Consider the following 26,501-nt stretch of genomic DNA (forward strand, 5'->3'; position numbering starts at 1 on the left):
GGCGCGAAGGGAGCGGAGTTCCCCCCGTTGTGTGAAGGCAAGACCACAAAAGTATGCGGTGCAAAAAGCCAATAAAAACAATGCCAGTCAGGCTTAACTGACTGGCATTAGCGGTGTTCCGCAGCCTTTTTCCTTTTTTTTCTGAAGCCCTCATTGCTATAGGTACAAGCGAGTCTTTATAATTCACCATGATTTGTCTCTGACCCTCAAAACTTGGGAACAAAAATGTATCTTGCTTTAGCTATTGCCATATTGTTATTTATTTTTTTCCTGAAGAAGTCACGAGCCAGATATAGAATCAGAGATTACAAACGCCCATCAATCATTCATGGTATAATAATAATACTCGTTAATATTGCATTTGAAATAATATATAGAGCTGAGTTTGTCCCCATTCAGGCCAGTTACAGCAGCTTACTAACCTATATACTGCCTCAAGTTATATACTACCTATTGTTGATCACCATTTTTTTAGTTATGGCATATAAATATGGTTTTTTCATATGGCCAGATGATAGAAATGCAATAAATAGACAGCATACAATCAATATCCCTATGTGCTTCTTGTTGACTATTTTTATAGTATGCCCATCTGCCATGCGAAATGGAATTATTGAAGCATCACCCTATCTGCATGTTTGTAGTCTTATTGGTAGCGGACTTACCTCTATCTATCTTGTAAGAATTTTCACTATTAAGTTCAATAAGACAATTAATGATATATAACTTTTTATTGCCATCACAGTCATGAAAAATAAGCGCGTTTATTTCTATCTCTTGTTCTTGAGCCACAATTATTTGATAAGCGACCGCAAGATATTCTGACATTTTAAATCATAAATACCCCCTGAAAATAAAAAATCCCCACCCGAGGGTGAGGATTGATTTATAGGTGCAACCGTCTGGTGGCTTATTGTGCCAGCAGGTGACCGACCAGCTCATGACGCCACCCTTGCAGCAGCATCGGTTTGTCGCTGCGGGCCCGCTCTTCGTCGTTCATCCGCCAGCTCCAGGTGAAGTACTGGTGAATGATCTTCTTGCTGGCAATCAGCTCGGGCGGAATATTGCTCGCCTTGGCCTTCTCCTCCACCAGCGCCTTGATCCGCTTGAGCTCGCCCTTGTACTGGGGATAGTCCACCAGCCGGCGAATGGGCTCGGGCCAGCTGTCGGGATCGCTCTGCTGCGCCTTGGCAACGATATCGAGCATCCGCTTGCCGTGGATCTTGATTTCGATGGGCGAGAGGCCGAGCTCGTTGAGATCGCGCAGGGAAGCGGCACGGCGCTCCGCTACCTTGAACAGGTGCAGCTCTTTGACCACAAAGTTCAGAGCCAGATCGCGGCGCACCGCCTCCTGCTGGCGCCAGGCGGCCAGTTCACGCAGGATGGCCAGCTCACGACGCCCCAGTTGCCAGGCGTTGACGATATCGAGATAGGTCTGACGGGGATCGCTGCCCTGAGTCTTGCGGGCGGAGTGGCTGTGGCACTCCTGCTCGAACCAGGCAAACTTGCCGCTTTCACGCAACTTGGCCATCACCTTCTCGTAGAGCGGCATCAGGTAGAAGACGTCAGCAGCGGCATATTCAAGCTGGCGCGGGGTCAGCGGACGGGCCAGCCAGTCGGTACGTGCCTGATCCTTCTCCAGCTCCACGCCGAGGAACTCCTTGACCAGCGCGCCGAAACCGACCGATACGCCGTGGCCGAGGAACGCGGCGGCCAGCTGGGTATCGTGCATCTGGTTGGGCAGATGGCCGGCCTGATGCTGGATCAGCTCCAGATCTTCACCGGAGGCGTGCAAAATGGCGATCTGCCCTGCCCGGCCAAGCCGCTGCCAGAGCGGTGCCAGATCGAGAGTAAGCGGGTCGAGCAGCGCCAGTTGCTGGCCGTCGTAGATCTGAAACAGGCCAAGCTGGGGATAATAGGTGCGGGTGCGAACGAATTCAGTATCGATAGCCAGGGGAACGTCGGCCAGAGAAGCGAGATACTGCTCAAGTTCGGCTTGCTGAGTGATAAGTTGATATTGCATCTGTGCCTGCGCGGTTGATCAGGGCCAAAAAGAAAAAACCGTGGGATGACCCACGGTTTTGCATCACTGCGACACACCAGAAAGCCGGTGCAGCGCCTTACTGCTTGGCAATCTCCTCGTCACGCAGTACGCGGCGCAGGATCTTGCCCACATTGGTCTTGGGAAGTTCGTCACGAAATTCTACCAGTTTCGGCACCTTATAGGCAGTCAGATGTTTGCGGCAGTGGGCAATAATCTCGTCCTCCTGCAGCTTTGGATCTTTCTTGACCACAAAGATCTTCACCAGCTCGCCGGAGACCTTGTGCGGCACGCCGACGGCGGCCACTTCCAGCACTTTCGGATGGAGCGCCACCACATCTTCGATCTCGTTGGGATAGACGTTGAAACCGGAGACCAGGATCATGTCCTTCTTGCGATCGACGATCTTGAAGAAGCCCTGCTCGTCGCACACGGCGATATCACCGGTACAGAGCCAGCCATCCTGCATCACTTCGGCAGTGGCCTCTGGGCGCTGCCAGTAGCCGACCATCACCTGCGGGCCACGTACCTGCATTTCACCCGGGGTACCGAATTCGTGGATCACCTGACCGTTGTCATCCACCAGACGGATATCGGTGGAGCAGACCGGCAGACCGATGGATCCGTTGTAATCGCTCAGATCGTAAGGGCAGACGCTCACCAGTGGCGAACACTCGGTCAGGCCATAGCCTTCCAGCAGCGGGGTATCGGTCAGCGTCTTCCACTTCTCCGCGACCGCGCGCTGCACCGCCATGCCGCCACCGATGGTCAGCTTGAGCTTGTCAAAGGCGATCCCCTGAAACTCTTCGTTGTTGACCAGCGCATTGAACAGGGTGTTAACCCCGGTAATGCAGGTGAAGGGGTACTTCTTGATCTCTTTGACAAACCCCGGAATGTCGCGCGGGTTGCTGATCAGCAGGTTGTAACCGCCGATGCGCATAAAGAGCAGGCAGTTCACGGTCAGGGCGAAGACGTGATAGAGCGGCAATGCAGTGACCACGAACTCCTTGCCACGCTCCAGCATGGGGCCATAGACGCCGAGGCACTGCTCGACGTTGGCAATCATGTTGCGATGAGTCAGCATGGCCCCTTTGGAGAGGCCGGTGGTGCCACCGGTGTACTGCAGGAAGGCGAGATCGTCGTTGGTGATCTCCGGCTTGATGTACTGCAGGAAACGCCCCTTGGAGAGGGCCTGACGCATGGTGGTGGCGTGGGGCAGATTGTATTTCGGCACCAGCTTCTTGACGTACTTGACCACGAAGTTGACCAGGGTGCCCTTGGCCAGCCCCAGATTGTCCCCCATCCGGGTCAGGATAACGTGCTTGATCGGGGTGTCGTAGACCACCTTTTCCAGGGTATGGGCGAAGTTGGAGACGATGACGATGGCCTTGGCACCGGAGTCTTTGAGCTGATGCTCCAGCTCGCGCGGGGTATAGAGCGGGTTGACGTTGACCACGATCATGCCGGCGCGCAGGATGCCGAACACGGCGATGGGGTATTGCAGCAGGTTCGGCATCATCACCGCAACCCGATCCCCTTTCTCCAGCTTCAGCTCGTTTTGCAGGTAGGCAGCAAAGGCGCGGGACTGCTCTTCCAGCCGGCGGTAGGTGATGGTTTGGCCCATGTTGACGAAGGCGGGCTGATCGGCAAACTGGGTCACCGAGGATTCGAACATCTCGACCAGGGAGCTGTATTGGTCTGGATTGATCTCGGCGGGGACCCCTTCCGGATAACGTTTCAGCCAGACTTTTTCCACAAACTTCTCCTGCATAACTAGCACCTGTGCGCTCACTGTGTTGCCTCCGTCCCGGTTCACATCCATTTTAATCGGTTGTTTTAAGCTGATGCTCTAATGCCGCACATATTTACACAGCGCAACATCAATTAACAGCAAATTAACAACAGAAAAATGTGAGGGAGAAAACAAACCTGGAATTATTGAAAGCTGGCGATTCTACCGAACTTGACAAAACTTTACGATACAAACGGCCGTATCAACCGAATTTTCCATATGAAAATGATGGTTTCCACCCAATATGACCCGCTCGATCTGCTGGAAGGCATCCTGACGGGCCTGCCATTGGGCTTCAAGCGCAGCAAAACCCTGCTCCCCCTGAATCAACAGCACAGGACAACGGATAGCCGCCATCAGTGCCCGGGCTTGCCCTTCACTCATTCGAAGGGGCGACAGATCCCGCAAACGGGGATCGCTGCGCCAGTACCAGCGCCCTGCCCGCTCTTCAAGCTGCCGTTCACAGATAAGGCGCGCCGACTGCGGCGTGATATCCGCCACTTTGCAACGGGCGGCGACAGCCTCATCGATGGAGGCAAAGCCGTTGGCACTGCGCTCCCGGGTGCGACTGCGGTTTAAAATCGCACGTCGCAGCTGGGCAGGTACCTCCTCATCGGGCTGGCTCAGCGGCCCCAGCCCCTCCAGCATGATCAACCGCTCCACCTGTTCGGGGAACACCCCGGCATAGGCAGAGGCGATCAACGCCCCGAGGGAGTGACCGAGCAGAGTGAAGCGCGACCAGCCAGCCGCCTGCACGATCTGGTAGAGATCGTCGAGCCAGTCGACAAAGACATAAGGGGTGGTTTTGTGATCGGAGTGACCATGTCCCAGCAGATCGACACAAATGAGGTGAAAATCCCCCAGATGCGGCGCCAGCGGCAAGAAGCTGGCACTGTTGTCGAGCCAGCCATGCAGGGCGATCAGCAGAGGTTTGCCCTGCTGATCATGCTCCGCAGACTGGTTATCCAGCAGGGCTACCCGCCGCCCATCTGCCAGGGTCAGCAGACGTTCGTACAGAGTACTCATCATGGGGTTGATCATGGCCAGCCTTAACGACGCAGCGGCCGTCTCGGCCAGAAGGGATCATAGAAGGGGTCATAGAAGTAGGGGTCCATATAGCGCACCTCCACCTCCTTGACTGGCGGCCACAGCTTGCTGCCCGTCACATTGAGCACAGAGAAGCGGTACTTGTGCTCGCCAATCTGGCTATCCACCGGTTTGCCTATGGTGCCAAGCACCGTCAGGCTGCGCCCCTTGGCGTAGAGGGTCGGGTCGACAAAACCCTTCATGATGGCCAGAAAGCGACCCGGGCTCTGCTCGGTCTGCTCCGGCACACCGTTGGACTTGAGCGGCAGATAGACCACTTCAATGACGCTCTGATCCGCCTTGTTGTGCACCGCCGAGATAACGCCGCTCCAGCGGGCCGGTTTGCCCTCCATTCCGCCAAGGGCAGGCTGATAGGCCACCAGCTGGTTTTCTGGCTCATAGGCCAGCTCTTTGGGGACCGAGCTGCAGGCCCCGAGCAGCAGAGCCAGTGCCCCGACCACCATCCCGCGTTTCATCATGTCGCTTCTGCTATTACGCATCATGTCACTCTCCTGTTGCCAGCGTGGCCCGTCGGGCCATCCGCTTGTGTTGCAGCTGATGAGCGGCAAGAGCGACATGCTGTCACTGCTCCTGCCCTTATTCGCGACCCGGCAGTTTTTTCCAGGTCACCTTGTCACGCAAATAGACCGGCTGTGCCTGCTCCACAGGCACAGCCTCCCCCGCCAGCCAGGCGGCGCGGGCCAGCGGCAGCATGTCCTCTGCCGCCGGGAAGCGCACCTGACTCTCCGCCAGCTCATCGGCCAGACCATTCAGGGTCTCGCCATAGGTCTCAAAACCGGTGCCGACGCAGGTCACAGGGCCCGCCAACTTGCCACGAACGTCAACCAGTGCCGCGGGCTCGCTCACCACCTCGTCCCCCACCAGCTGCATGCGGCCATCGATCAGCTCATAGCGGCCGAAATAGACCTCGTTCATCCGCGCATCGATGGCGGTCAGCACCTGCTGGGCACCATCCAGTCGATAGGCGCCTTGCGCCATGGCGGCCAGGGTCGAGATGCCAATCAGCGGCACACCCGCACCAAACGCCAGCCCCTGTGCCACACTGATGCCGATCCGCACGCCGGTAAAGGAGCCCGGGCCGCGACCGAACGCGATGGCATCGAGGTCACTCAAACTTATCCCGGCATCCTCTAACACAGCCTGAACCATGGGCAGGATTTTTCGGGTGTGATCCCGTGGCGCCTCCTCCCAGCGGGAGAACAGCTTGTCACCCACCAGCAAGGCGGCGGAGCAGGCTTCGGTGGCGGTATCAACGGCCAGGATCTTCAACTCGTTCATGCTTTCCAATCTCTATAAAATCAGTCAATTACATAACCGGCAAGCGAGATATGCTCACCCGTTGTTCAAATCTGTTAGCTGGCGGCACACTTATTCACCGCGTTCAGTGCGATCGAAAAAGCTCCCCAACGTTCCCAACTCCCGGGTGCGAGGGATGGCGGGCAGACTCTTGATAAAGGTGGCGCCATAAGGCTTGTTGACCATGCGTGGATCACAGATCACCAGTACCCCGTGATCACTGCGATCACGAATAAGCCGCCCCACCCCCTGCTTGAGGGCAATCACCGCCTTGGGCAACTGCAGCTCAGCGAAGGGATCACCCCCCTTGAGCTTGCAATCATCCACCCGCGACTTGAGCAGCGGATCATCGGGGCTGGCAAACGGCAGCTTGTCGATGATAACACACGACAACGCCGCCCCTCGCACGTCGATCCCCTCCCAGAAGCTGCTGGTCGCCACCAGCACGGCGCGGCCATTCTCGACAAACTCCTTGAGCAACCGCTGCTTGTTGTCCTCCCCCTGCAACAAGACGGTGCGGCCAATCTCCCGGCGCAGCACCTCGACTACCTGACGCATCACCTGATGGCTGGTGCAGAGGAAGAAACAGCCCCCTGGCGTCTTGTTGATGAGGGGGATCATCAGATTGGCCAGCTGCTCTCCACGGCCAAAGGCGTTGGGCTCGGGCAGGAAGCGCGGCACGCAGAGCCGTGCCTGCTCGCCATAGTCAAACGGGCTGTCGAGGATTAGCTCGGCGCTGCCAGCCAGTCCCAGCTCGGCCTTGAAGTGATCGAAACGTTGATCGACAGTCAGCGTGGCAGAGGTAAAGACCCAGGCCACCTCGGGGCGCAGCACCTCTGAGCCAAAGCGCTCGGCTACCGAGAGTGGCGTCAGGTTGAGGGTAAAGTGCAGCCGTGAGCAGTCATACCAGTAGGAGAATCCGGTCTGATTGACCGCCAGCACCTCGCCAAGGCGGGTGCGCAGTTCACTGATCCGCTCGAAAGCGTGATCCAGCTGTTCACCCCGCCCCAGCGCCAGCTTCAGCACTTCATAGCAGAGCCCGATGGCGTCATTAAGACGAGCCAGTGCCTGGCCCCAGAGCGGTTGGCGCAGCATGTCGCGGGTATTGCCGCGACCACCATCCACCCCGAAGGCGAGCCGCAGATCCTGACTGGCAATGGCAAGCCGGTCGGCCGCCTTGCCGAGCTGGGCCATGTCGTGGGCTTCGGCCCGATAGGCCAGCTGGATATCCTGCGCCAAATCCTGAATCGTTCGGCTGCCCACCGACTTGCCGAAGTAGTTGGTGGCGATCTCCGGCAGCTGGTGCGCCTCGTCAAACACGTAGACTTGCGCCTGTGGCACCAACTCGCCAAATCCGGTGTCTTTCACCGCCATATCGGCGAAGAAGAGGTGATGGTTGATCACCACCACCTGGGCATCCATGGCGCGGCGTCGAGCCACCACCAGATGGCAGTCGTCGTAATAGGGGCAGTCGCGGCCGAGGCAATTGTCGTTGGTGCTGGTGACGTGGGCGAGGATCTCGGCGTTCTCCTGCAATCCTGGAATATCCCCCACATCGCCGTTATCGGTAGCAGTGGACCAGGATTTGACCTTCACCAGATCGTTGAGAATTTCAGGCTTTTGCAGATGGGATTCGCTCAAGAGCCGGTTCATCCGCTCGATGCACAGATAGTTGCTGCGCCCTTTGAGCAAGGCCACCGGCGGGGTGTAGGAGAGCGCCCCTGTGATGGTCGGGAGATCCCGATAGAAGAGCTGCTCCTGCAGGTTCTTGGAGCCGGTGCTGATCACCACCCGCTTGCCGGATTCCAGCGCAGGGACCAGATAGGCGTAGGTCTTGCCGGTACCGGTTCCTGCCTCCACCAGCAGACGGCCACCACTCTTGATGGCGCGCGCGACCGCTTCGGCCATCTCCAGTTGGGGAGCGCGGGCTTTGAAACCGTCGATATGGCTGGCCAGAGGGCCATCTGGCTTGAACAGGGTCTGGATGGTCAAAAGGGCGTCCCGCAGCAAAAGCGGCCATTATGCCAAAAGCGCGGCAAAAGCGGGACAGATAATCTGCCTAGACGAACAGATCGATCTGATGCTCGGGGTCCGGCTTGTGATCGTCCTCCTCCGCCTTGGGCTGATCACGCTTGGCGGGCGTGCTATACGCCTGCTGGCGCTGCTGGGAGTCACTGTTGTCAGTGCTGGTCTTGCGCAGCTGGTGCTTTTTGCTGATCTGGTTCACTTCCCGCTTGATCTCTTCGCTGCCGGGCGCGGCAGGCGCCCGGGGCAAAATGGGGAACAACAGGTCCTGGCTGGGCATGATGGCGACTCCTGCAGGGGTTATTGTCTAGTTATCGACCAGAAAACCGTTTTCGCCACTTTAATCGATCAAATCACAATTTCGGGTTGCATTTTCTGTCAAGGCAGGTAGTTTAAATCAGGCGTCAATTACGACATCTTATTTTGTAAAGGATTGATTACATGAAGTTCGCCACCCTGAAGACTCATCACCACCATCATCCCGACTAGTCTTTCAGGAGGTTGACTGCTGGAAGACACTTAACTGGTGACTTCCAAAAGGACCGCAAGATTCATAAACCCTCGGAAGCACCCACTTCCGAGGGTTTTTTCGTTTTTGACTAGAAGGAAATCGAGCAATGGAAACACAACGTCTACGTATCGCCATGCAAAAGTCCGGTCGTCTGAGCCAGGACTCCCAAGCCCTGTTCAAGAGCTGTGGCCTCAAGATCAACCTGCGCGAGCAGCGCCTTATCGCCCATGTCGAGAACATGCCCATCGATATCCTGCGGGTCCGTGATGACGACATCCCGGGTCTGGTGATGGAAGGGGTGGTCGACCTTGGCATCATCGGCGAGAACGTGCTGGAAGAGGTGCAGCTTATTCGCGCTTCACAAGGATTGCCTGCGGAGGTCAAAACCCTCAAGCAGCTGGACTTTGGTGGCTGCCGCCTCTCACTGGCGGTACCGGAAGATGTGACCTACACAGGGCCACAGAGTCTGGCGGGCAAGCGCATTGCCACCTCCTACCCGGGGCTGCTCAAGCGCTTCTTTGACGAAAAGGGCCTTGGCTTCAAGAGCGTGATGCTGGGCGGCTCGGTGGAAGTGGCGCCACGCGCGGGCCTGGCCGATGCCATCTGCGATCTGGTCTCCACCGGCGCGACCCTGGAAGCCAATGGCCTCAAAGAGGTGGAGGTGATCTACCGCTCCAAGGCGGTACTGGTCCAGGCCCCCAACCCCTTGTCTGATGCCAAACAGAAGCTCATCGACAAACTGCTGCCCCGCATTCAGGGGATGCAGCAGGCCCGCGAGAGCAAATACATCATGCTGCACGCCCCCAAAGACAAGCTCGATGCCATCACCGATCTGCTGCCGGGTGCCGAGCGCCCCACCATCATGCAACTGGCCGGTGACACCAATCAGGTGGCCCTGCACGTCGTCTCCAGCGAGACCCTGTTCTGGGAGACCATGGAGCAGCTCAAGGCTCTGGGTGCCAGCTCCATTCTGGTGCTGCCCATCGAAAAAATGATGGAATAAGGAAGGGACATCATGCAGACCCTGATCTGGAAGACCCTCTCCCCCACCCAGCAGGCCGACGTGCTGACCCGCCCGGCCTTGAGTGACGAGGCCGATATCGGCGCCGTGGTGCGGGATATCATCGCTGCGGTACGCAGCCGGGGCGACGAGGCCCTGCGCGAGCTGAGCCAGCGCTTCGAGCGCGCCCCCCGTGAGCAGTTGCGTGTTAGCGAAGATGAGATTGAAGCCGCCTGCGCGCGGCTGGATGACGACATCAAAAATGCTATCGAAGCGGCCATTGCCAACATTCGCACCTTCCACGCTGCGCAAGTGCAGCCGGTGGTACGGGTAGAAACCCAGCCCGGGGTGGTGTGCGAGCTGCGCACCCAACCCATCAGTCGAGTCGGCCTCTATGTGCCGGGGGGCAGCGCGCCGCTCCCCTCCACCGTGATGATGCTGGCCATTCCGGCACGCTTAGCCGGTTGCCGTGAAGTGGTGCTCTGCACCCCGTCCCCCGCCAGCGACGAGATCCTGTTTGCCGCCCGCGCCTGCGGCGTCGAGAAGGTGTTCGCCATCGGCGGTGCCCAGGCCATCGCCGCCATGGCTTACGGCACCGAGAGCATCCCCAAGGTGGACAAGATCTTCGGCCCGGGCAACGCCTATGTGACCGAAGCCAAGGGGCAGGTATCCCGCGACTGGCGCGGCGCCGCCATCGATATGCCCGCCGGCCCCTCCGAGGTGCTGGTGATCGCCGACGAGAGCGCCAACCCCGCCTTCGTGGCGGCGGATCTGCTCTCCCAGGCCGAGCATGGCCCAGACAGTCAGGTAGTGCTGGTGACCACCTCGCCACTGCTGGCCGATGCCATCGCAGGGGAAATCAAGAGCCAGCTGGCCAAGTTGAGCCGCCGCGATATCGCCGCCCAGGCGCTCGGCAGCAGTCTGGTGATCCTCTGTGACGATCTGGCCGAAGCGTGCGCCATCTCCAACGCCTATGCGCCGGAGCACCTGATCGTGCAGACCCGTGCCCCCCGCGAGCTGCTGGAGAAACTCGAGAATGCCGGTTCCATCTTTCTGGGAGCATGGACCCCCGAGTCAGTCGGCGATTACGCCAGCGGCACCAACCACACTCTGCCTACCTATGGCTATGCCCGCACCTGCTCCAGCCTTGGCCTTGCCGATTATCAGCGCCGCTACACGGTGCAGGAGCTGAGCGAGCGTGGCATTCAGGGCCTTGGCCCCATTGTCGAGCGCATCGCCCAGGCCGAAGGGCTCGATGGCCACAAAAATGCCGTCACCCTCAGGTTGAACGCTCTGGCCGCCGCGCCCCAACCAACAGCACAGCAGAAGGATTTGTCATGAGCATTGCCAATCTGGCGCGCCGCGTGGTGCGGGCCCTCACCCCTTATCAATCCGCTCGCCGCATCGGCGGCAAGGGCCACGTCTGGCTCAACGCCAACGAGGCACCGCAGGCCTATCCCTTCACCATCGAGGGGAGTCGCCTCAACCGCTACCCCGAGTGCCAACCGACCGAGGTGGTGAACGGCTATGCCGCCTATGCCGGGGTTAATCCCGATCAGGTGCTGGTGAGCCGCGGCGCCGACGAGGCCATCGAGCTGCTTATTCGCACCTTCTGCGAAGTGGGTGAAGATCAGATCCTCATCTGCCCGCCGACTTACGGCATGTACGCCATCAGCGCCGAGACCTGCGGCGTCGGTATCGTCGAGCAGCCGCTGACCGCCAGCCACCAGCCGGACTGGCCCGCCATCGCCGATCGCCTCAGTGACGTGAAACTGGTGTTTCTCTGCTCCCCCAACAACCCCACCGGGGATCTGGTGGGGCGTGACGGCCTTATCGCCCTGCTGGAAAAAGCCCGGGATCGCGCCATCGTGGTGGTGGACGAGGCCTATATCGAGTTCTGCCCGGAAGCATCCGTAGTGGACCTGCTGGCCCGCTTCCCCAATCTGGTGGTGACCCGCACCCTCTCCAAGGCTTTTGCCCTGGCGGGGATCCGCTGCGGCTTTACGCTGGCAAGCCCCGAGGTGATCGCCATGCTGGCCAAAGTGATTGCCCCCTACCCCATCCCCGAGCCCATCGCCCAGATCGCGGCGCAGGCCCTCTCCCCCATGGGGCTGGAGCTGATGCGCGAGCGAGTAATGGAGCTCAACAAGCAAAAAGCCGCTTTCAAGGCAGAGCTGACAACGCTTGCCTGCGTAAGGGAAGTATTCGAGGACAAGGGCAACTTCGTGCTGGTGCGCTTTGTGGATGGCGCAGCCGTCTTTGCCGCCATGAAGGCCGCCGGCATCATTCTGCGGGATTTCTCCAGCAAGCCGGGTCTGGACAACAGCATTCGCATCACCATCGGCTATCAGGGCGAGATGGATGCCGTGCTGGCCGTACTGCGTGATCTGCCCTCTCCCACTTTGTAAGACAAGGATGTAGCGATGAAGACCCCGTTTTTGTTTATCGACCGCGACGGCACCCTGATTGAAGAGCCAGTGACCGACAAGCAGGTGGATAGCCTCGCCAAGCTGCGCTTCGAGCCCATGGTCATTCCGGTGCTGCGCGAGTTGCAGGCCGCCGGCTACGTGCTGGTGATGGTGACCAATCAGGATGGGCTGGGCACCGCCAGCCTGCCGCAGGAGAACTTCCAGCCGCCCCACGACCTGATGATGCACCTGTTTGAATCGCAAGGGGTGAAGTGGGAGCAGGTGCTGATCTGCCCGCACTTCCCCACCGACGGTTGCAGCTGCCGCAAACCCCACCTTGGACTGGTGAAGGCGTATCTCGCCTCGGGTCGCATCGACTTTGCCAACTCCTTCGTGATTGGCGATCGCCAGACCGATCTGCAGCTGGCCGAGAATATGGGCATTGGCGGTATTCGCTACCACCCGCAGGATCACAACTGGCTCGCCATCCGTGATCAGTTGCTCTCAAAAGGACGAGTTGCCGAGGTAGAGCGCTATACCAAGGAGACCCGCATCCAGGTGGCAGTGGATTTAGACAAGAGCGGCGGCAACCAGATCGCCACCGGCATCGGTTTCTTTGATCACATGCTGGATCAAATTGCCACCCACGCCGGTTTCCAGCTCAAGCTGAACGTCAGCGGCGATCTGCATATCGACGATCACCACACGGTGGAAGATGTGGGGCTGGCCCTCGGTCAGGCGCTGCGTCAGGCCCTTGGCAACAAGCGCGGCATCGGCCGTTTCGGCTTCGTGCTGGCGATGGACGAGGTGCAGGCGGTGATCGATGCGCGCCCGCTGACCGAGCAGGAGGTGAGCACAGCGCTGGATCTCAGCGGTCGCCCCTACTTCGTGTTCGACTGCCCGAGCGGCTTTGGCCGCGACAAGGTGGGCGAGATGGCCACCGAGATGGTGCCCCACTTCTTCCGCTCGCTGTCGGACGCCATGGCCATCACATTGCAGATGAAGGTGGGCAGCGGCAACACCCACCATCAGGTGGAGGCGCTGTTCAAAGGCTTTGGCCGCGCCCTGCGTCAGGCTATTCGGGTGGAAGGGAGCGAGCTTCCCTCCAGCAAGGGAGTGCTGTGATGGATGTGAGCAAGCAGAAGCTGGTCATTATCGATACCGGCTGCGCGAATCTGGCCTCGGTCAGAATGGCGTTCGAACGCCTCGGTGTGCAGCCGCTGGTCTCAAGCCAGGCAGCCGATATCGAGCAGGCGGACAAGCTGATCCTGCCCGGCGTCGGCACCGCGGTAGCCGCCATGAAAAACCTCAACGAGCGCGGGCTGGTGCCGCTCATTCGCGCCGCCAAGCAGCCGCTGCTGGGCTTTTGCCTCGGCATGCAGATGTTGGCGGAGGCTTCCGAAGAGAGCATGAGTGCCGATGGCAGTGAAGGCGATCTCATCGACTGCCTTGGCATAGTACCGGGCAAGATCCGGCTGATGGAAGTGGGCGATCTGCGCCTGCCCCATATGGGCTGGAACCAGATTGAGCATGACGAGAGCCATCCCCTGCTCAAGGGGATCCCGAGCGGCAGCTACTTCTATTTCGTCCACTCCTATGCGCTGGAGGTGACAGAAGCAACGCTGGCGACTTGTGACTACGGCAACCCTTTTACCGCGATTGTGGCCCGTGAAAACTTCTTTGGCGCCCAATTCCACCCGGAGCGCTCAGGCGCAGCCGGTGCCCGTTTGCTGCAAAATTTTCTGGAGCTGTGACTAGCATGATCATTCCCGCAATTGACCTTATCAACGGTCAGGTGGTTCGCCTCTATCAGGGGGACTACGAGCAGAAGACCGAATACAGCAGCAGCCCGCAGGCCCGCTTCGACGAATATGTCTCCCAGGGGGCGGTGCAGCTCCATCTGGTGGATCTGGACGGTGCCAAGGATGCCAAGGCGCGCCAGTTGCCCCTGCTGACCCAACTGCTGTCAGCCACCGAAGCGCCGGTTCAGGTCGGCGGCGGCGTGCGTACCGAACAGGATGTGGCGGATCTGCTGGCCGCCGGTGCCAGCCGGGTGGTGATTGGCTCCACCGCCGTCAAATCCCCGGATCTGGTGGCGAGCTGGATGGAGAAATATGGCCCCGAGCAGATCGTGCTGGCGCTGGACGTCAATATCGATGCACAGGGCAATCGCCATATCGCGGTGGCAGGCTGGCAGGAGAACAGCGGCGTAACCATCGAGGCACTGATCGAGCGCTTCCTCCCCGCCGGGCTCAAACATGTGCTCTGCACCGACATCAGCCGTGACGGCACCCTGGCTGGCACCAACGTCGAGCTCTATCGGGATCTCTGCGCCCGCTACCCGAGCGTCGCCTTTCAGGCCTCCGGCGGCATTGGCGGCATCGCGGATATCGAGGCGCTCAAGGGCTCCGGCGTCAAGGGGATCATCCTTGGCCGCGCCCTGCTGGAGGGCAAGTTCTCGGTAGGTGACGCCATCGCCTGCTGGCAAGCCCCCGCAGCCGATACCACAGGAGGCAACTGATGCTGGCAAGACGCATTATCCCCTGCCTCGACGTGAAAGATGGCGTGGTGGTCAAAGGGGTGCAATTTCGCAACCACGAGGTGATGGGCGGCATTGTCGAGCTGGCGCGCCGCTACGCCGAAGAGGGCGCTGACGAGCTGGTGTTCTATGACATCACCGCCTCCAGTGATGCCCGGGTGGTGGACAAGAGCTGGGTGAGCCGGGTAGCTGAGGTGATCGATATCCCCTTCTGCGTCGCCGGTGGCATCAAAAGCGTGGAAGATGCCCGCCAGATCCTCGAATTTGGCGCAGACAAGGTCTCCATCAACTCTCCGGCGCTGGCCGACCCGACGCTTATCAGCCGACTGGCTGAGCGCTTTGGCGTGCAGTGCGTGGTGGTGGGCATTGACTCCTACTTCGATGCCGACACGGGCCACTATCAGGTCAAACAGTTTACCGGTGACGAGAGCCGCACCCGCACCACCGCCTGGCACACCCTCGATTGGGTGCAAGAGGTGCAAAAGCGCGGCGCGGGCGAAATCGTACTGAACGTGATGAATCAGGACGGCATGCGTCAGGGTTATGACCTCGACCAGCTCAAGCTGGTACGCAGCGTCTGCAAGGTGCCGCTGATCGCCTCCGGCGGCGCCGGTGCCATGGCGCACTTTCGCGATGCCTTTACCCTCGCCGATGTGGACGGGGCGCTGGCCGCCTCTGTGTTCCACAAAGGCCTTATCCCCATTCCCGAACTGAAACGCTGGCTGAAAACCGAAGGAGTCGCCATCCGTGAATAACTTCTCAGATAACACACAAACCACCGCCAGCGCGCGCCCCCTTGCCGAGCAGCTCGACTGGGAAAAATGTAAATGCGCCATGATCCCCCGCCCTGAGTGCCGATCTGATAATAGAGGAGCCGATACCCGTGCATAATTCCAACTTATTAATTGAACAGCTCGACTGGGAAAAATGCGATGGCATGATCCCCGCCATCGTCCAGCACACCGCCAGCGGCGAGGTGCTGATGCAGGGCTTTATGACCCGCGAGGCGCTGGAAAAAACCCAGACCACAGGTCAGGTCACCTTCTTTAGCCGCAGCAAGCAGCGGCTCTGGACCAAGGGTGAAAGCTCGGGCAATGTGCTCCAACTCGTCGCCATCAGCACCGACTGCGATCAGGACTCTCTGCTGATTGCCGCCAACCCCGTCGGCCCCACCTGCCACAAAGGGACAACCTCCTGCTTCCATGGTCACCCGCTGCCACCGCTCGGTTTTCTGGCAGAGCTGGAACAGATCCTGGCCGCCCGCAAAGGTGCCGATCCGGCCACCAGCTACACCGCCAGCCTCTACGGCAAAGGCACCAAGCGCATCGCCCAGAAGGTCGGTGAGGAAGGTGTCGAAGTGGCGCTGGCCGCCATGGCCAAGGATCGGGAGGAGCTTATCAACGAATCCGCCGATCTGCTCTACCACCTGACCGTGCTGTTGCAAAACGAAGGGCTGGGATTACAGGATGTGGTACAGCGGCTTTATGAGCGGCATAATAAATAACTGCATATTGATAGATGGGCGTTTAGCCCATCTATCATAATAACAAAGTTGTAGTGGTCAACTAAATCCGGACACTTGGTTAGGCCGTTCTTCGGCTTTTGCTGGCGGTATCCCGTCATTGTGGTGATGTGGACGCAGCCAGTTGTAGTAATCCATCAGGTAATAACTGATATCCCGCTTTACTTCCCGCAGGCTCATGTATCCCCTTGCCGGGAGCCACTTTGACTTCAGGCTTCTGAACAATCGCTCCATCGGGGCGTTATCCCAGCAGTTGCCACGCCGACTCATGCTCTGAGTCATGCGATAGCGCCACAGTCGTTGCCGAAATGCCCGGCTACCATATTGGCTGCCCTGGTCAGAGTGAAATAGCACACCGGATGGGCAACCCCGCTGCTGATAGGCCATCTCCAGTGCTTTGATTGCCAATTCTGCATCAGGTTTATCAGACATCGCCCAGCCCACGACCCGCCGGGTGTGCAGGTCAAGCACCGCTGCCAGGTAATGCCAGCGACCACCGGCCCAGACGTAGGTGATATCGCCACACCACACCTGATTGGGTTGCGGAACATCAAATTCGCGGGCCAGCAGATTGGGAATGTCCGGTCGTTCAGACCGTGCCACCTTATAGCGGTGTCCGCCGGGCTGTTTGGATACCAACTCGGCTTCCTTCATCAGGTTACGTACTTTGAATCGGCCAATCTGATACCCCAACTCCCGCATCATCGACATCAAGGCGCGGCTGCCAGCCGAATCCCTGCTCGCTTTGAACAACCGGCGCAACTCAGAGCGCTGTTGCATGCGCTCACGGTTAATCGCCCGCCTACGGGCCAGATAATCGTAAAAACAGGAGGTGGGAACATCGAAAGCGCAGCAGACCAAGGTGATGGGGCTTGCTCCCTTAATCGGTCTATCAGCGCGTACGTGTGAAGTCGTCCGACATCAAGAGAGCAGTAGCCTTTTTTAGAATGTCCTTTTCACGTTCGAGTCGATTGATACGGGCTTCCAGCTCCTGGATTTTCTGCTGCTCAGGAGTTAGCGCTTTGCTGATTGGGGTTGTGCCACTGCGTTCGGATTGAAGCTGCTGAACCCAGCGACGAAGTACGTTTTCACCAACGTCCAGTGAACGGCTGGCTTCGGGGACTGAATATCCCTGGTCGAGCACCAGGGATGCGGCGTCGAGTTTGAATTCGGCTGTAAATGAGCGACGTAATCTTGTCATTGAACACCTCAGGTCATGGTGGCGACTGTACCACCTAAAATGGTGTCCGGGATGATTAGACCGGCATTGTTTCCCAAATCAGCCAGCAAGTCATGACTTCGCCAGCCCCAGGTGACCGCTACACTCGGGGCTTTCTGACAGGTAGGCCAAGGGTATTCAGTTTATTTATGGCGCTGACATACGCCATGACTTCCCCTACCTGACCGTTGTAGGTCCGCAGACTGATTTTGCCCGTCATCAACTGCTTGAACCGATACATCGCCGTCTCTGCCAGCAAGCGCCGGTGATAACCCGATATCTTCTTCCAGTGCACCAGCCCTTCCTTGCGCATCACCAACACCGCCTCATTTCTTGGATGCCCCTTTTTCCATAACCCCGCGCTTTTGCGGGGCGGGATACAGGCTGTCGCCCCTTTGCGCGAGATAAGCTGATGGCTGGCTTTGCTGTCGTAGGCGCCATCCGCATAAACATGTCCCAGCTTACGCCGCAGAGGGTTGAGCAAGGTGGGCAATACCTCGGAATCATGGACATTTTCCAACGACACTTCCGCCGCCACGATATCGTGGGCCACCGGGTCTACCGCCAGATGCAACTTGCGCCACACTCGCCGCTTCTCGGCGCCGTGTTTTCTGACCTTCCACTCGCCTTCGCCAAACACCTTCAGCCCGGTTGAATCGATAACCAGGTCGGTAATGCCTCCCTTTGGGGGCTGTGGATAAGCCACTGTCACCGTGCGTGCTCGCTTGCTGACACAGCTATAGTCCGGCGCACACAGCGGTACGTTCATCAACTCGAACAGGGAGTCGAGTAGTCCCTGTGTTGCTCGCAGAGTGAGGTTGAAAATCCCCTTGAGCATCAGGAAGGTTGCGATGGTCTGGTCAGTGTAAAGCTGGCTGCAGTCCCGCCGCCCATGATGGTCGTGGTGAAACCAGTTGCTCATGGACTCGGCATCAACCCAGAAAGTGAGTGAACCACGGTTAATCAAAGACTTGTTGTATTGAGGCCAGTTGGTGATGGGGTGAAGCGACGTGCCCATGATGCAGACTTGAAGGGGATGGTGGTGTTCAGATCACCGAACCCTCAGTTAGTTCTATTCAAGCTGCATCGATTTGGGAAACAACGCCGATTAGACCACTACATAGGCCATCACGTACACGAAGGGATGCACGCGGAGTCGGTTGCGATGGCGTTCAAGAAAGCGCTGAAGCAACGGCGTGGCGACGGTGAGCTTATCCATCACTCGAACCGCGGCGTGCAGTATTGCTCGGTGCTGTATCAATCATTACATGAACGGTACGGAGTGAAATGCTCGATGACGGATGGGTATGACTGTTACCAGAATGCGTTGGCGGAGCGGGGGAACGGGATTTTGAAAGGAGAGTTGTTGTTGCAAAACCCGCAGGATTTGACGCAAGCGAGGGAAATGGTGCGTGAAGCAGTGGATATTTACAACGTGGAGCGGCCGCATTATGCATTGAAATACAGAACCCCCGATGCGGTACATAGGGGGTTCTGAGTAGAGAAATGCTAGTTGAAAATGTGTAAACCTATTTCAGGACTAGACAACAGCATAAGCTTGGGAGTCAAGCTCCCGAGCCGCTTACTGGTTGTGGGTAGAGCGACGTGGACGACGGGCCTGAGCCGGTTTGCCAGCGCCATCAGCCGGACGCTGACCACCTTGCGGCTTGGGCTTGCCACCGTTACCGGTACGGGCACCACCCACATTGCCATTGGAGGCCGAACGACCGGCACCCTGACGCTGGCCTTGCCCTTGCGGACGCGGCGCACGGCGCTGCTCGCTCGGATCGCGGGGCTCTTTGCGCAGCGGCGCGCCGATACCACGGGCGATGTTGTCGAGGGTCTCGCGGGAGGCTTCAAAACCGGCCACCTGCTCGCAGGGGATGTTCTGCTTGGTCAGACGCTCGATAGCCTTGATAAGCTTGCCTTCATCGGCCGCAACCAGCGAGATGGCGTGACCGGCAGCACCGGCACGACCGGTACGACCGATACGGTGCACGTAATCTTCCGCCACGTTGGGCAGCTCGAAGTTCACTACCTGCGGCAGCTTGTCGATATCGAGGCCACGGGCGGCGATGTCGGTCGCCACCATCACGCGCACGCTGCCATCCTTGAAACCGGCCAGCGCGCGGGTACGGGCACCCTGGCTCTTGTTACCGTGGATGGCGGCGGCACTGATGCCGTCTTTTTCAAGCTTCTCGGCAACGCGGTTGGCGATGTGCTTGGTACGGGTAAAGACCAGCACCTGCTGCCAGTTGTTGCTGGAGATCAGGTGGCTCAGCAGGGCAATCTTGTTGGCCTTGTCGCACGGGTGCACCAGCTGTTCGATACGCTCGGCGGTGCTGTTGCGCGGGGCGACGTCAATGACTGCCGGGTTGTCCAGCAGACCAGTGGCCAGCTCGCGAATTTCATCGGCGAAGGTGGCGGAGAAGAGCAGGTTCTGACGCTTCTTCGGCAGCAGGGTCAGGATGCGGCGGATGTCGCGGATAAAGCCCATGTCGAGCATACGATCTGCTTCATCCAGTACCAGGATCTCCACCTCGTCAAATTTGACGGCATTCTGGTTGTAGAGATCGATCAGACGGCCCGGACAGGCCACCAGCACGTCCAGACCACGGCGGGTCGCCATCATCTGCGGGTTGATGCTTACGCCACCAAATACCACGTGGCTGCGCAGGGGCAGATGCTTGCCGTAGTTACGCACGCTCTCGCCCACCTGGGCGGCCAGCTCGCGCGTCGGGGTCAGTACCAGCGCACGGACGCGGTTCGGAGAGACCTTGCGCTTGCTTTCCATCAGACGTTGCAGCATCGGCAGGGTAAAGCCTGCGGTCTTGCCGGTCCCTGTTTGGGCCGCCGCCATCAGATCGCGGCCAGCCAGAACGGCGGGGATCGCTTGCTGCTGAATGGGAGACGGGGTGTCGTAGCCTTGTTCGGCAACGGCACGCAACAAGGGTTCGGCCAGACCGAGGGAAGTAAAACTCATAATTACCTGCTAGAGATAGGGGCGCCGGGGATTTGTGGTGGGGCTCCTCTGCTGAGCCGATGCCATCTCACAAGATCTGGGCCTATTGAGAAAACAACGATTTCCCCGGGGAGCAGAGCAAAGGGGAAAGAATAGAGGCGCAGTCTAACGGAGTTGCCCGGGATAAACGAGAAAAATGTGATGCTCCTCCCAGCACGAAGAGAAAATCCCCCTCCTGCCCCCCGAATAATCCCGTTGATTGATGTCGCACGCACCACACTATTAACTGGCAACACAATATCCGCCCTCGCAGGCATGACTCGCGGGGCAAAAGCACGGGATAGAAGAACACAATAACGAGGTTTAGCTATGACCACGCCATATCGTCCCCGCGGCAGCTGGCAGGCAAGGATTGGCCTGCTGCTTCTGCTGCTAAGCCCTGCGCTGCAGGCCAGTCAGACTCTGACCGTGGCCTGGAGTCACTGGCCCCCCTTCAGCCAAATCAACAACCGGGGTGAGCTGGATGGGCTGGATGTCAGTCTGACCCGCCAGATCCTCACCCAGGCGGGCTTTGCCCCCAAGTTTCGCGAACTTCCCTGGGCGCGGGCACTGCATCTGGTAGAGCACGACCAGCTGGATGTGGCGATGGCCGCCCTCCCCCTGCCGGAGCGCCAGAGCTATGCCCGCTTCTCGACCCCCTACCGCCAGAGTGCCTATGTGCTGCTGAGCAATGACCCGATTCCCGGCCATCAGGATCGCTGGGCGCAGCTCGATAATCTGCCCGCGCTGTGCAACGAGAAAGGACTCAAGATAGGCAAGTTACGCGGCACCCGCCCCATGCATCAGATGGATAGCTGCCCGGCGCTTAAAATGGCGACCGAATACAACGCCGATGAGCGGATGATCGATCTGCTGCTGGCTCGCCGCCTCGATGGCATCATCATGGAGTGGCAATATGCTCGCTACCGGCTGGCCCAGCTGGGGGCCGAAGAGTTTATCAGCTGCCAACTGTTGCTACACCACCAGCCGGTCAGCTTGATGTTTGCCAAAAACAGCGTGAGCGAAGAACAGATCCTCAAAGTCAACGAGGCCATTCATGCCTTGCCCAAACCCCACAACAAGTTCTCGCCGCCAAGGTGTCGCCTCAATGCCGATCCGGGCGCCGCGGATCTGTTGACCCGCACCCTCCGCAAGCATTGACGGGATAAGCCGCCACCTGAAATAGCAAAGGCGACCCGAAGGTCGCCTGTTTGGTATTGTCGAACTTGATCTCCTGACTGATGATGATCAGTCGATAAGCAGCAACAGCGATCAGCGCAGCTGCGGAGTATGGGTCAACACCCCCTGATTCTGGGCGCGATGGCGCAGCAGGTGATCCATCAACACCAGCGCCAGCATGGCTTCGGCGATGGGTACGGCGCGAATGCCGACACAAGGATCGTGACGACCCTTGGTGATCATCTCGATTGCCTCGCCTTCGGTATTGATGGTCTTGCCTGGCACCGTGATGCTGGAGGTGGGCTTGAGCGCCATGCTCACCACGATATCCTGACCTGACGAAATACCGCCCAGAATGCCGCCCGCATGGTTGCTGGCAAAGCCCGCCGGGGTCATCTCGTCGCGATGCTCGGAGCCTTTTTGCTCCACTACCGCAAAGCCGTCACCGATCTCCACCCCTTTCACCGCATTGATGCCCATCATGGCATGGGCAATGTCGGCGTCGAGACGATCAAACACCGGCTCACCAAGGCCCACCGGCACATTGCTAGCAATGACCTGCACCTTGGCACCGATACTGTTGCCCTCTTTTTTCAGGTCACGCATGTATTGATCGAGCGCTTCCAGCTTGCCCGCATCGGGGAAGAAGAAGGGATTCTGCTCAATCTGCGCCGCGTCAAACGCCTCGGCCTTGATGGGGCCGAGCTGGGAGAGAAAACCGGTGATCTCGATGCCATGCACCTGTTTGAGGTACTTCTTGGCAATGGCCCCCGCTGCTACCCGCATCGCGGTTTCGCGGGCGGAGGAGCGACCACCGCCGCGATAGTCGCGCTGACCATACTTCTGGTGGTAGGTGTAGTCAGCGTGACCCGGCCGGAACAGATCCTTGATATCGGAGTAATCCTTGGAGCGCTGATCGGTATTCTCGATGAGCAGCCCGATGGAGGTGCCGGTGGTCTTGCCCTCGAACACCCCGGAGAGGATCTTCACCTCGTCCGGCTCGCGGCGCGGCGTGGTGTAGCGGGAAGTGCCCGGCTTGCGCCGATCCAAGTCTCCCTGCAGATCCGCTTCGCTGATCTCCAGCCCCGGCGGGCAGCCATCAACCACGGCGCCCAGCGCCAGGCCGTGGCTCTCGCCAAAGGTGGTGACCCGAAAGAGTTGACCAAAACTGTTCCCTGCCATGCGCGCTCCTGCTTAGTTCTTGTAGATGGCGAAATGATCCTGATACTGCACCAGCTCGTCACGGGTCATCACAAAGACGCCGTGACCGCCGTTTTCGAATTCAACCCAGGTAAAGGGGATCTCGGGGAACTGGGCTTCCAGATGGATCATGCTGTTGCCCACTTCGACCACCAACACACCGTTATCCTTGAGGAAATCTGCCGCATGGGCCAGCAGACGCTTGGTCAGTTTGAGACCATCGGAGCCGGACGCCAGCGCCAGCTCGGGCTCGTGACGGAACTCGTCCGGCAGATCCGACATATCTTCGGAGTCCACATAGGGCGGGTTGGAGACGATGAGATCGTACTTGTCGCCCGCCGGCAGATCGCGGAACAGATCGGAGCGGATCGGAATGACCTGCTGCTCCAGCCCATGATCGTTGATATTGCGCTCAGCCACGTTCAGCGCATCGATGCTGATGTCGATGGCATCGACTTCCGCTTCCGGGAACTCGTGGGCCATGATGATGGCGATACAGCCGGAGCCGGTGCACAAGTCCATGATCCGGGTCGGTTCATGTTTGAGGAAGGGCGCGAAACGGTTGGCCACCATCTCGGCAATGGGGGAACGGGGAATGAGCACCCGCTCGTCCACGTAGAACTCCCAACCGGCATACCAGGCCTTGTTGGTCAGGTAGGCGGCCGGTACCCGCTCCTGTACACGGCGGATAATCAGTTCGGCGATACGGTGACGCTCGCTGCTGGTGAGACGGGAGTGGCGCATGGCCGGGTCTACATCCGGTGGCAGATGTAACGCGGGCAGTACCAGCTGCACAGCTTCATCCCAGGCGTTGTCGGTTCCATGACCGTAAAAAATCCCGGCGTCGTTGAAACGACTCATGGCCCAACGCAACATGTCCTGGATGGTGTGCATCTCGGCAACCACCTCATCGATAAATATCTTGTCCAAATCCACCTCCAAGTCGAGTAATATCCGGCCCGAGCCCCGTTTACGTTGCGGGCAAGACGCATACCTAATACATGAGCATCTGATGAAAAAAACGCCCTCACCGACAGACGAGGAAACCCTGCTGTTCCGCGATGCGATAAAAGGTACCCGGAAAATCAAGCAAGATACCATAAGGGCCGAGTTACGCCCGGTCAAGCAGAAACGCGAATTGCGCGAAACCCGCGAAAAGCTTGGGGTTGACCACTATTTCAGCGATGAGTATCAGCCCCATCTCGACGATGATGGGCCGACCCGTTACGTGCGGGAAGATGTGTCAAAATTTGAGCTGAAAAAGCTCAAACGGGGCATTTATCCGCCGGAGATCTATCTCGATCTGCACGGCATGAACCAGCAGCAGGCAAAACAGGAGCTGGCCGCCCTGCTCACCCTCTGCCAGAAAGAGAACATTCACGTCGCCTCGGTGATGCACGGCATCGGCAAACATATTCTCAAGCAGCGCATTCCCAGCTGGCTGGCCCAGCACCCCAATGTGCGCGCCTTCCATCAGGCCCCCCGCGAATGGGGCGGCGACAGCGCCATTCTGGTGTTGCTGGATATCGAAGAGTAGTTAGCCAAACGACCACACTATACTGAATATCAATACGTTATTCGCCGTGGAGGTCGCATGTTTACACAGGGTTCCCATGCCGACATAAAGTCATCTCTCGACGCCATCGGCGCCGCCGTGGCGGTGTTCAGCCTCGACAAGGATGATCACTTTGTGCTGGTCTCTGCCAACGATACCTTTGCCAAGGCGTTCGAGCTGGATGTCCTTGGCAGCATTGGCAAACAGCTGAGCGAGATGTTCCCCCGCTACATCACCAATACCATCGAGCCGCCAATGCACGAATGTGTGCGCATGCAGACCGGGCTCGAGAGCGAGCTGCCCATCGACAGCCTCTCGCGTACCAGTTGGTGGCGCTTTATTCTCTCCCCAATCATCCCCGAGCAGGCACGGATCAACCGGATCATCGTGACCGCCATCGACATCACCGCCAGGATGCAGCTGGAAGAGGCGCTCACCACCAGTCGCCGCCGCTTCGAGGCAGTGGTCAACTCCGCCTATGACGGCATCATCAGTGTCAGCAGCGAGTCACGCATCGAGCTTATCAACCCCGCCGCGTGTGAGATGTTCGGCATCGACGAAAGCTATCTCGGCAAGCGACTGGAAACCCTGCTGCCACAGCGTTTTCGCGCCAATCACGAAACCTATTTCAAAGCTTTCAGCAGCTCCCCCATCAATTCGCGCCCGATGCATGCCCGCGCCTCGGTGATGGGTCTGCGCCGCGACGGTAGCGAATTTCCGCTGGAGGTGACCATCGCCAAGATCAATCTGGGCCCGACCACCGAGATGACCGCCATCTTGCGGGATATCTCGGAGCGAGCCCGACTGGTGGAGGAGTTGAAGGTCGCCGCCACCACGGATCCCCTGACCGGCATTGCCAACCGGCGCCGGTTCAACGAACTGGTCAATGCCGAGATGCAGCGCTGCCAGCGTTTTGGCCATACCATGAGCCTGCTGCTGATCGATATCGACCACTTCAAGGAAGTCAACGATACCTTTGGCCATCAACAGGGGGATCTGGCGATCCTGAGTCTGGTGAAACGGATCAGCAAACAGCTGCGGGAGGTGGACATGCTGGGTCGTTGGGGTGGCGAAGAGTTTATCGTGCTGCTACCGGAAACCTCCCTCGAGCTCGCCTAGGCCAGCGCCGAGCGGATCAGGCTCGCCATCGAATCCCAGCACCATGCACTGGACGGGGCTCTTGAGATCTCCCTCACCATCAGTATCGGGATCAGTGCTAGCAAGGGCAGCCATGACACTGTAGAGAAGATGGTTAGACGAGCCGACACCGCCCTCTATCTGGCCAAGAAACAGGGGCGCAACTGCTGCCGCAAAGAGGAGCCGGAGCCGACTTAAGGACGCACGCCCCTGCTCTCTGGTGACACTGCTAACCTGTGCCTGCAGAGATAACCAACCGCAACGAATACAAAAGACAGCGCTACTCTCTTCGGTAGCGCTGCTTTTTTCATTCTGCTTTTGGTGCACTCCTCAATCACAACCATCAAGGGGACGGCTAAAGCGCAGTGGGCCGCCATCAGCCAGAGAGAGCCTCACCGACAGCATGCCGCCGTTGGGCAATTGCCAGTCGAAGAAGTCATCAAAACCGGCAATCGTTACGGCGCGGATCACCTTGGCGACCACACCGTGCGCCACCAGCAGTATCCGCTCCCCTTGCATGGTCGAAGCAAGTTCCGTGAGTCCCTGCGAGACGCGGGCAATCACCTCATCCAGCGTCTCACCGCCAGGCGGAGCCTCCGCCCAACGCCGGGTAATATTGCGCGCCCACAGTTCGGGATAGCGTGTTCTTGCCTCTACCTTCGTCAGCCCTTCAAACAGGCCGACATCCCGCTCACGAAAGGCAGGCACAAGCTCCACAGGCAATCCCAACTGACGAGACAAGATGGCAGCACTCTCCCTTGTTCGCAGCAGGGGGGACGCCAGCAACCGATCGAACGGCGGCTCTGTCACAGCCACCTTCTCAGCCAGACAAGAGATCTGGCGCACGCCATCGTCATTGAGCTCGATATCCAGCGCGCCCTGATAACGCTCTTCCGCATTGGCCTGCGTCTCTGCATGGCGGATCACCACCAGTTCCATGCCAACCTCCTTTGTTGGGGCTACCCTGGT

22 protein-coding genes, 3 pseudogenes and 1 other annotated feature are annotated in these 26,501 nt (G+C 58.8%); of the genes and pseudogenes, 12 read left to right on the forward strand and 13 right to left on the reverse strand.

The genetic code is table 11. The annotated features are described in order from the left end of the window. Nucleotides 1-910: 910 nt before the first annotated feature. The 7 genes from rnd to ACB040_RS15160 form a co-directional block, all read right to left on the reverse strand. The gene (gene rnd, locus ACB040_RS15130; RefSeq protein ID WP_371155458.1) at nucleotides 911-2,023 is read right to left on the reverse strand and encodes a ribonuclease D; all 1,113 of its coding nucleotides are present in this window, start codon (nucleotides 2,021-2,023) and stop codon (nucleotides 911-913) included. 97 nt (nucleotides 2,024-2,120) lie between these two features. After that, nucleotides 2,121-3,797 (reverse strand): long-chain-fatty-acid--CoA ligase FadD, encoded by a 1,677-nt coding sequence (gene fadD, locus ACB040_RS15135; protein WP_338774993.1) that lies wholly within the window; start codon nucleotides 3,795-3,797, stop codon nucleotides 2,121-2,123. Between the two features lie 198 nt (nucleotides 3,798-3,995). Then, entirely contained in the window at nucleotides 3,996-4,862 is an 867-nt protein-coding gene (locus tag ACB040_RS15140; protein WP_338774947.1) for an alpha/beta hydrolase, read from the reverse strand. 20 nt (nucleotides 4,863-4,882) lie between these two features. Beyond that, nucleotides 4,883-5,398, reverse strand: a complete 516-nt coding sequence (locus tag ACB040_RS15145; protein WP_041202708.1) for a Slp family lipoprotein — start codon at nucleotides 5,396-5,398, stop codon at nucleotides 4,883-4,885. A gap of 118 nt (nucleotides 5,399-5,516) precedes the next feature. Next, entirely contained in the window at nucleotides 5,517-6,218 is a 702-nt protein-coding gene (tsaB, locus tag ACB040_RS15150) for a tRNA (adenosine(37)-N6)-threonylcarbamoyltransferase complex dimerization subunit type 1 TsaB (protein ID WP_162516075.1), read from the reverse strand. A gap of 90 nt (nucleotides 6,219-6,308) precedes the next feature. Beyond that, on the reverse strand, nucleotides 6,309-8,228 hold the full coding sequence (locus ACB040_RS15155; RefSeq protein ID WP_338774948.1) for an ATP-dependent DNA helicase: 1,920 nt from the start codon (nucleotides 8,226-8,228) through the stop codon (nucleotides 6,309-6,311). 67 nt (nucleotides 8,229-8,295) lie between these two features. Continuing rightward, nucleotides 8,296-8,541: a hypothetical protein gene (locus ACB040_RS15160; protein WP_005352171.1), complete on the reverse strand. Its 246-nt coding sequence runs from the start codon at nucleotides 8,539-8,541 to the stop codon at nucleotides 8,296-8,298. A 184-nt stretch (nucleotides 8,542-8,725) separates the two neighbouring features. Continuing rightward, nucleotides 8,726-8,850: a sequence feature (His leader region), on the forward strand. Between the two features lie 28 nt (nucleotides 8,851-8,878). On the opposite strand from ACB040_RS15160, the gene hisG reads away from it, so the two are divergent. From hisG to hisIE, 8 genes are all read left to right on the forward strand, one after another. Next, nucleotides 8,879-9,775 carry an ATP phosphoribosyltransferase gene (hisG, locus tag ACB040_RS15165; protein WP_042080809.1) on the forward strand — a complete coding sequence of 299 codons (897 nt, stop codon included), beginning with the start codon at nucleotides 8,879-8,881 and terminating at the stop codon, nucleotides 9,773-9,775. A gap of 12 nt (nucleotides 9,776-9,787) precedes the next feature. After that, nucleotides 9,788-11,113 (forward strand): histidinol dehydrogenase, encoded by a 1,326-nt coding sequence (gene hisD, locus ACB040_RS15170; protein ID WP_338774949.1) that lies wholly within the window; start codon nucleotides 9,788-9,790, stop codon nucleotides 11,111-11,113. Beyond that, the gene (hisC, locus tag ACB040_RS15175) at nucleotides 11,110-12,180 is read left to right on the forward strand and encodes a histidinol-phosphate transaminase (protein WP_371155454.1); all 1,071 of its coding nucleotides are present in this window, start codon (nucleotides 11,110-11,112) and stop codon (nucleotides 12,178-12,180) included. Before hisD ends, hisC begins: the two co-directional genes overlap by 4 nt. 15 nt (nucleotides 12,181-12,195) lie before the next feature. After that, nucleotides 12,196-13,305 carry a bifunctional histidinol-phosphatase/imidazoleglycerol-phosphate dehydratase HisB gene (hisB, locus tag ACB040_RS15180; RefSeq protein ID WP_338770924.1) on the forward strand — a complete coding sequence of 370 codons (1,110 nt, stop codon included), beginning with the start codon at nucleotides 12,196-12,198 and terminating at the stop codon, nucleotides 13,303-13,305. Continuing rightward, the gene (gene hisH, locus ACB040_RS15185; protein WP_338770926.1) at nucleotides 13,305-13,934 is read left to right on the forward strand and encodes an imidazole glycerol phosphate synthase subunit HisH; all 630 of its coding nucleotides are present in this window, start codon (nucleotides 13,305-13,307) and stop codon (nucleotides 13,932-13,934) included. Before hisB ends, hisH begins: the two co-directional genes overlap by 1 nt. 5 nt (nucleotides 13,935-13,939) lie before the next feature. Then, the gene (gene hisA / locus ACB040_RS15190) at nucleotides 13,940-14,701 is read left to right on the forward strand and encodes a 1-(5-phosphoribosyl)-5-[(5-phosphoribosylamino)methylideneamino]imidazole-4-carboxamide isomerase (protein ID WP_159163663.1); all 762 of its coding nucleotides are present in this window, start codon (nucleotides 13,940-13,942) and stop codon (nucleotides 14,699-14,701) included. After that, nucleotides 14,701-15,474, forward strand: coding sequence for an imidazole glycerol phosphate synthase subunit HisF (hisF, locus tag ACB040_RS15195; protein ID WP_005345639.1), 774 nt, complete (start codon nucleotides 14,701-14,703; stop codon nucleotides 15,472-15,474). Before hisA ends, hisF begins: the two co-directional genes overlap by 1 nt. Nucleotides 15,475-15,602: 128 nt before the next feature. Beyond that, nucleotides 15,603-16,223 carry a bifunctional phosphoribosyl-AMP cyclohydrolase/phosphoribosyl-ATP diphosphatase HisIE gene (gene hisIE / locus ACB040_RS15200; RefSeq protein ID WP_338770929.1) on the forward strand — a complete coding sequence of 207 codons (621 nt, stop codon included), beginning with the start codon at nucleotides 15,603-15,605 and terminating at the stop codon, nucleotides 16,221-16,223. A 57-nt stretch (nucleotides 16,224-16,280) separates the two neighbouring features. Here hisIE and ACB040_RS15205 read toward each other — a convergent pair. Both ACB040_RS15205 and ACB040_RS15210 read right to left on the reverse strand, forming a co-directional pair. Further along, nucleotides 16,281-17,442, reverse strand: a pseudogene (locus tag ACB040_RS15205) (IS3 family transposase). A 118-nt stretch (nucleotides 17,443-17,560) separates the two neighbouring features. Continuing rightward, entirely contained in the window at nucleotides 17,561-18,478 is a 918-nt protein-coding gene (locus ACB040_RS15210; protein ID WP_371155451.1) for an IS5 family transposase, read from the reverse strand. A gap of 102 nt (nucleotides 18,479-18,580) precedes the next feature. On the opposite strand from ACB040_RS15210, the pseudogene ACB040_RS15215 reads away from it, so the two are divergent. Then, nucleotides 18,581-18,958: pseudogene (locus ACB040_RS15215) on the forward strand (transposase); the annotation flags it as partial. An 84-nt stretch (nucleotides 18,959-19,042) separates the two neighbouring features. On the opposite strand, the gene ACB040_RS15220 reads toward ACB040_RS15215, so the two are convergent. Further along, complete coding sequence (locus ACB040_RS15220; RefSeq protein WP_338770933.1) at nucleotides 19,043-20,443, reverse strand: DEAD/DEAH box helicase; 1,401 nt, start codon at nucleotides 20,441-20,443, stop codon at nucleotides 19,043-19,045. Between the two features lie 348 nt (nucleotides 20,444-20,791). Here ACB040_RS15220 and ACB040_RS15225 point away from each other — a divergent pair, with 348 nt between their 5' ends. Then, on the forward strand, nucleotides 20,792-21,622 hold the full coding sequence (locus tag ACB040_RS15225; RefSeq protein ID WP_042053721.1) for an ABC transporter substrate-binding protein: 831 nt from the start codon (nucleotides 20,792-20,794) through the stop codon (nucleotides 21,620-21,622). A 111-nt stretch (nucleotides 21,623-21,733) separates the two neighbouring features. Here ACB040_RS15225 and aroC read toward each other — a convergent pair whose 3' ends face one another. Together aroC and prmB are read right to left on the reverse strand one after the other, a co-directional pair. After that, on the reverse strand, nucleotides 21,734-22,822 hold the full coding sequence (aroC, locus tag ACB040_RS15230) for a chorismate synthase (RefSeq protein WP_010634057.1): 1,089 nt from the start codon (nucleotides 22,820-22,822) through the stop codon (nucleotides 21,734-21,736). A 12-nt stretch (nucleotides 22,823-22,834) separates the two neighbouring features. Continuing rightward, nucleotides 22,835-23,770, reverse strand: a complete 936-nt coding sequence (prmB, locus tag ACB040_RS15235) for a 50S ribosomal protein L3 N(5)-glutamine methyltransferase (RefSeq protein WP_005360393.1) — start codon at nucleotides 23,768-23,770, stop codon at nucleotides 22,835-22,837. Between the two features lie 82 nt (nucleotides 23,771-23,852). Here prmB and smrB point away from each other — a divergent pair, with 82 nt between their 5' ends. Both smrB and ACB040_RS15245 read left to right on the forward strand, forming a co-directional pair. Continuing rightward, on the forward strand, nucleotides 23,853-24,377 hold the full coding sequence (gene smrB, locus ACB040_RS15240) for an endonuclease SmrB (RefSeq protein ID WP_005333198.1): 525 nt from the start codon (nucleotides 23,853-23,855) through the stop codon (nucleotides 24,375-24,377). Between the two features lie 57 nt (nucleotides 24,378-24,434). Beyond that, a pseudogene (locus tag ACB040_RS15245) lies at nucleotides 24,435-25,730 on the forward strand (diguanylate cyclase). Between the two features lie 132 nt (nucleotides 25,731-25,862). Here ACB040_RS15245 and ACB040_RS15250 read toward each other — a convergent pair. After that, complete coding sequence (locus tag ACB040_RS15250) at nucleotides 25,863-26,471, reverse strand: histidine phosphatase family protein (protein ID WP_338770939.1); 609 nt, start codon at nucleotides 26,469-26,471, stop codon at nucleotides 25,863-25,865. Nucleotides 26,472-26,501 lie beyond the last annotated feature (30 nt).

Source organism: Aeromonas sp. S11(2024) (assembly GCF_041402345.1).
GTDB classification, from domain to species: domain Bacteria; phylum Pseudomonadota; class Gammaproteobacteria; order Enterobacterales; family Aeromonadaceae; genus Aeromonas; species Aeromonas veronii.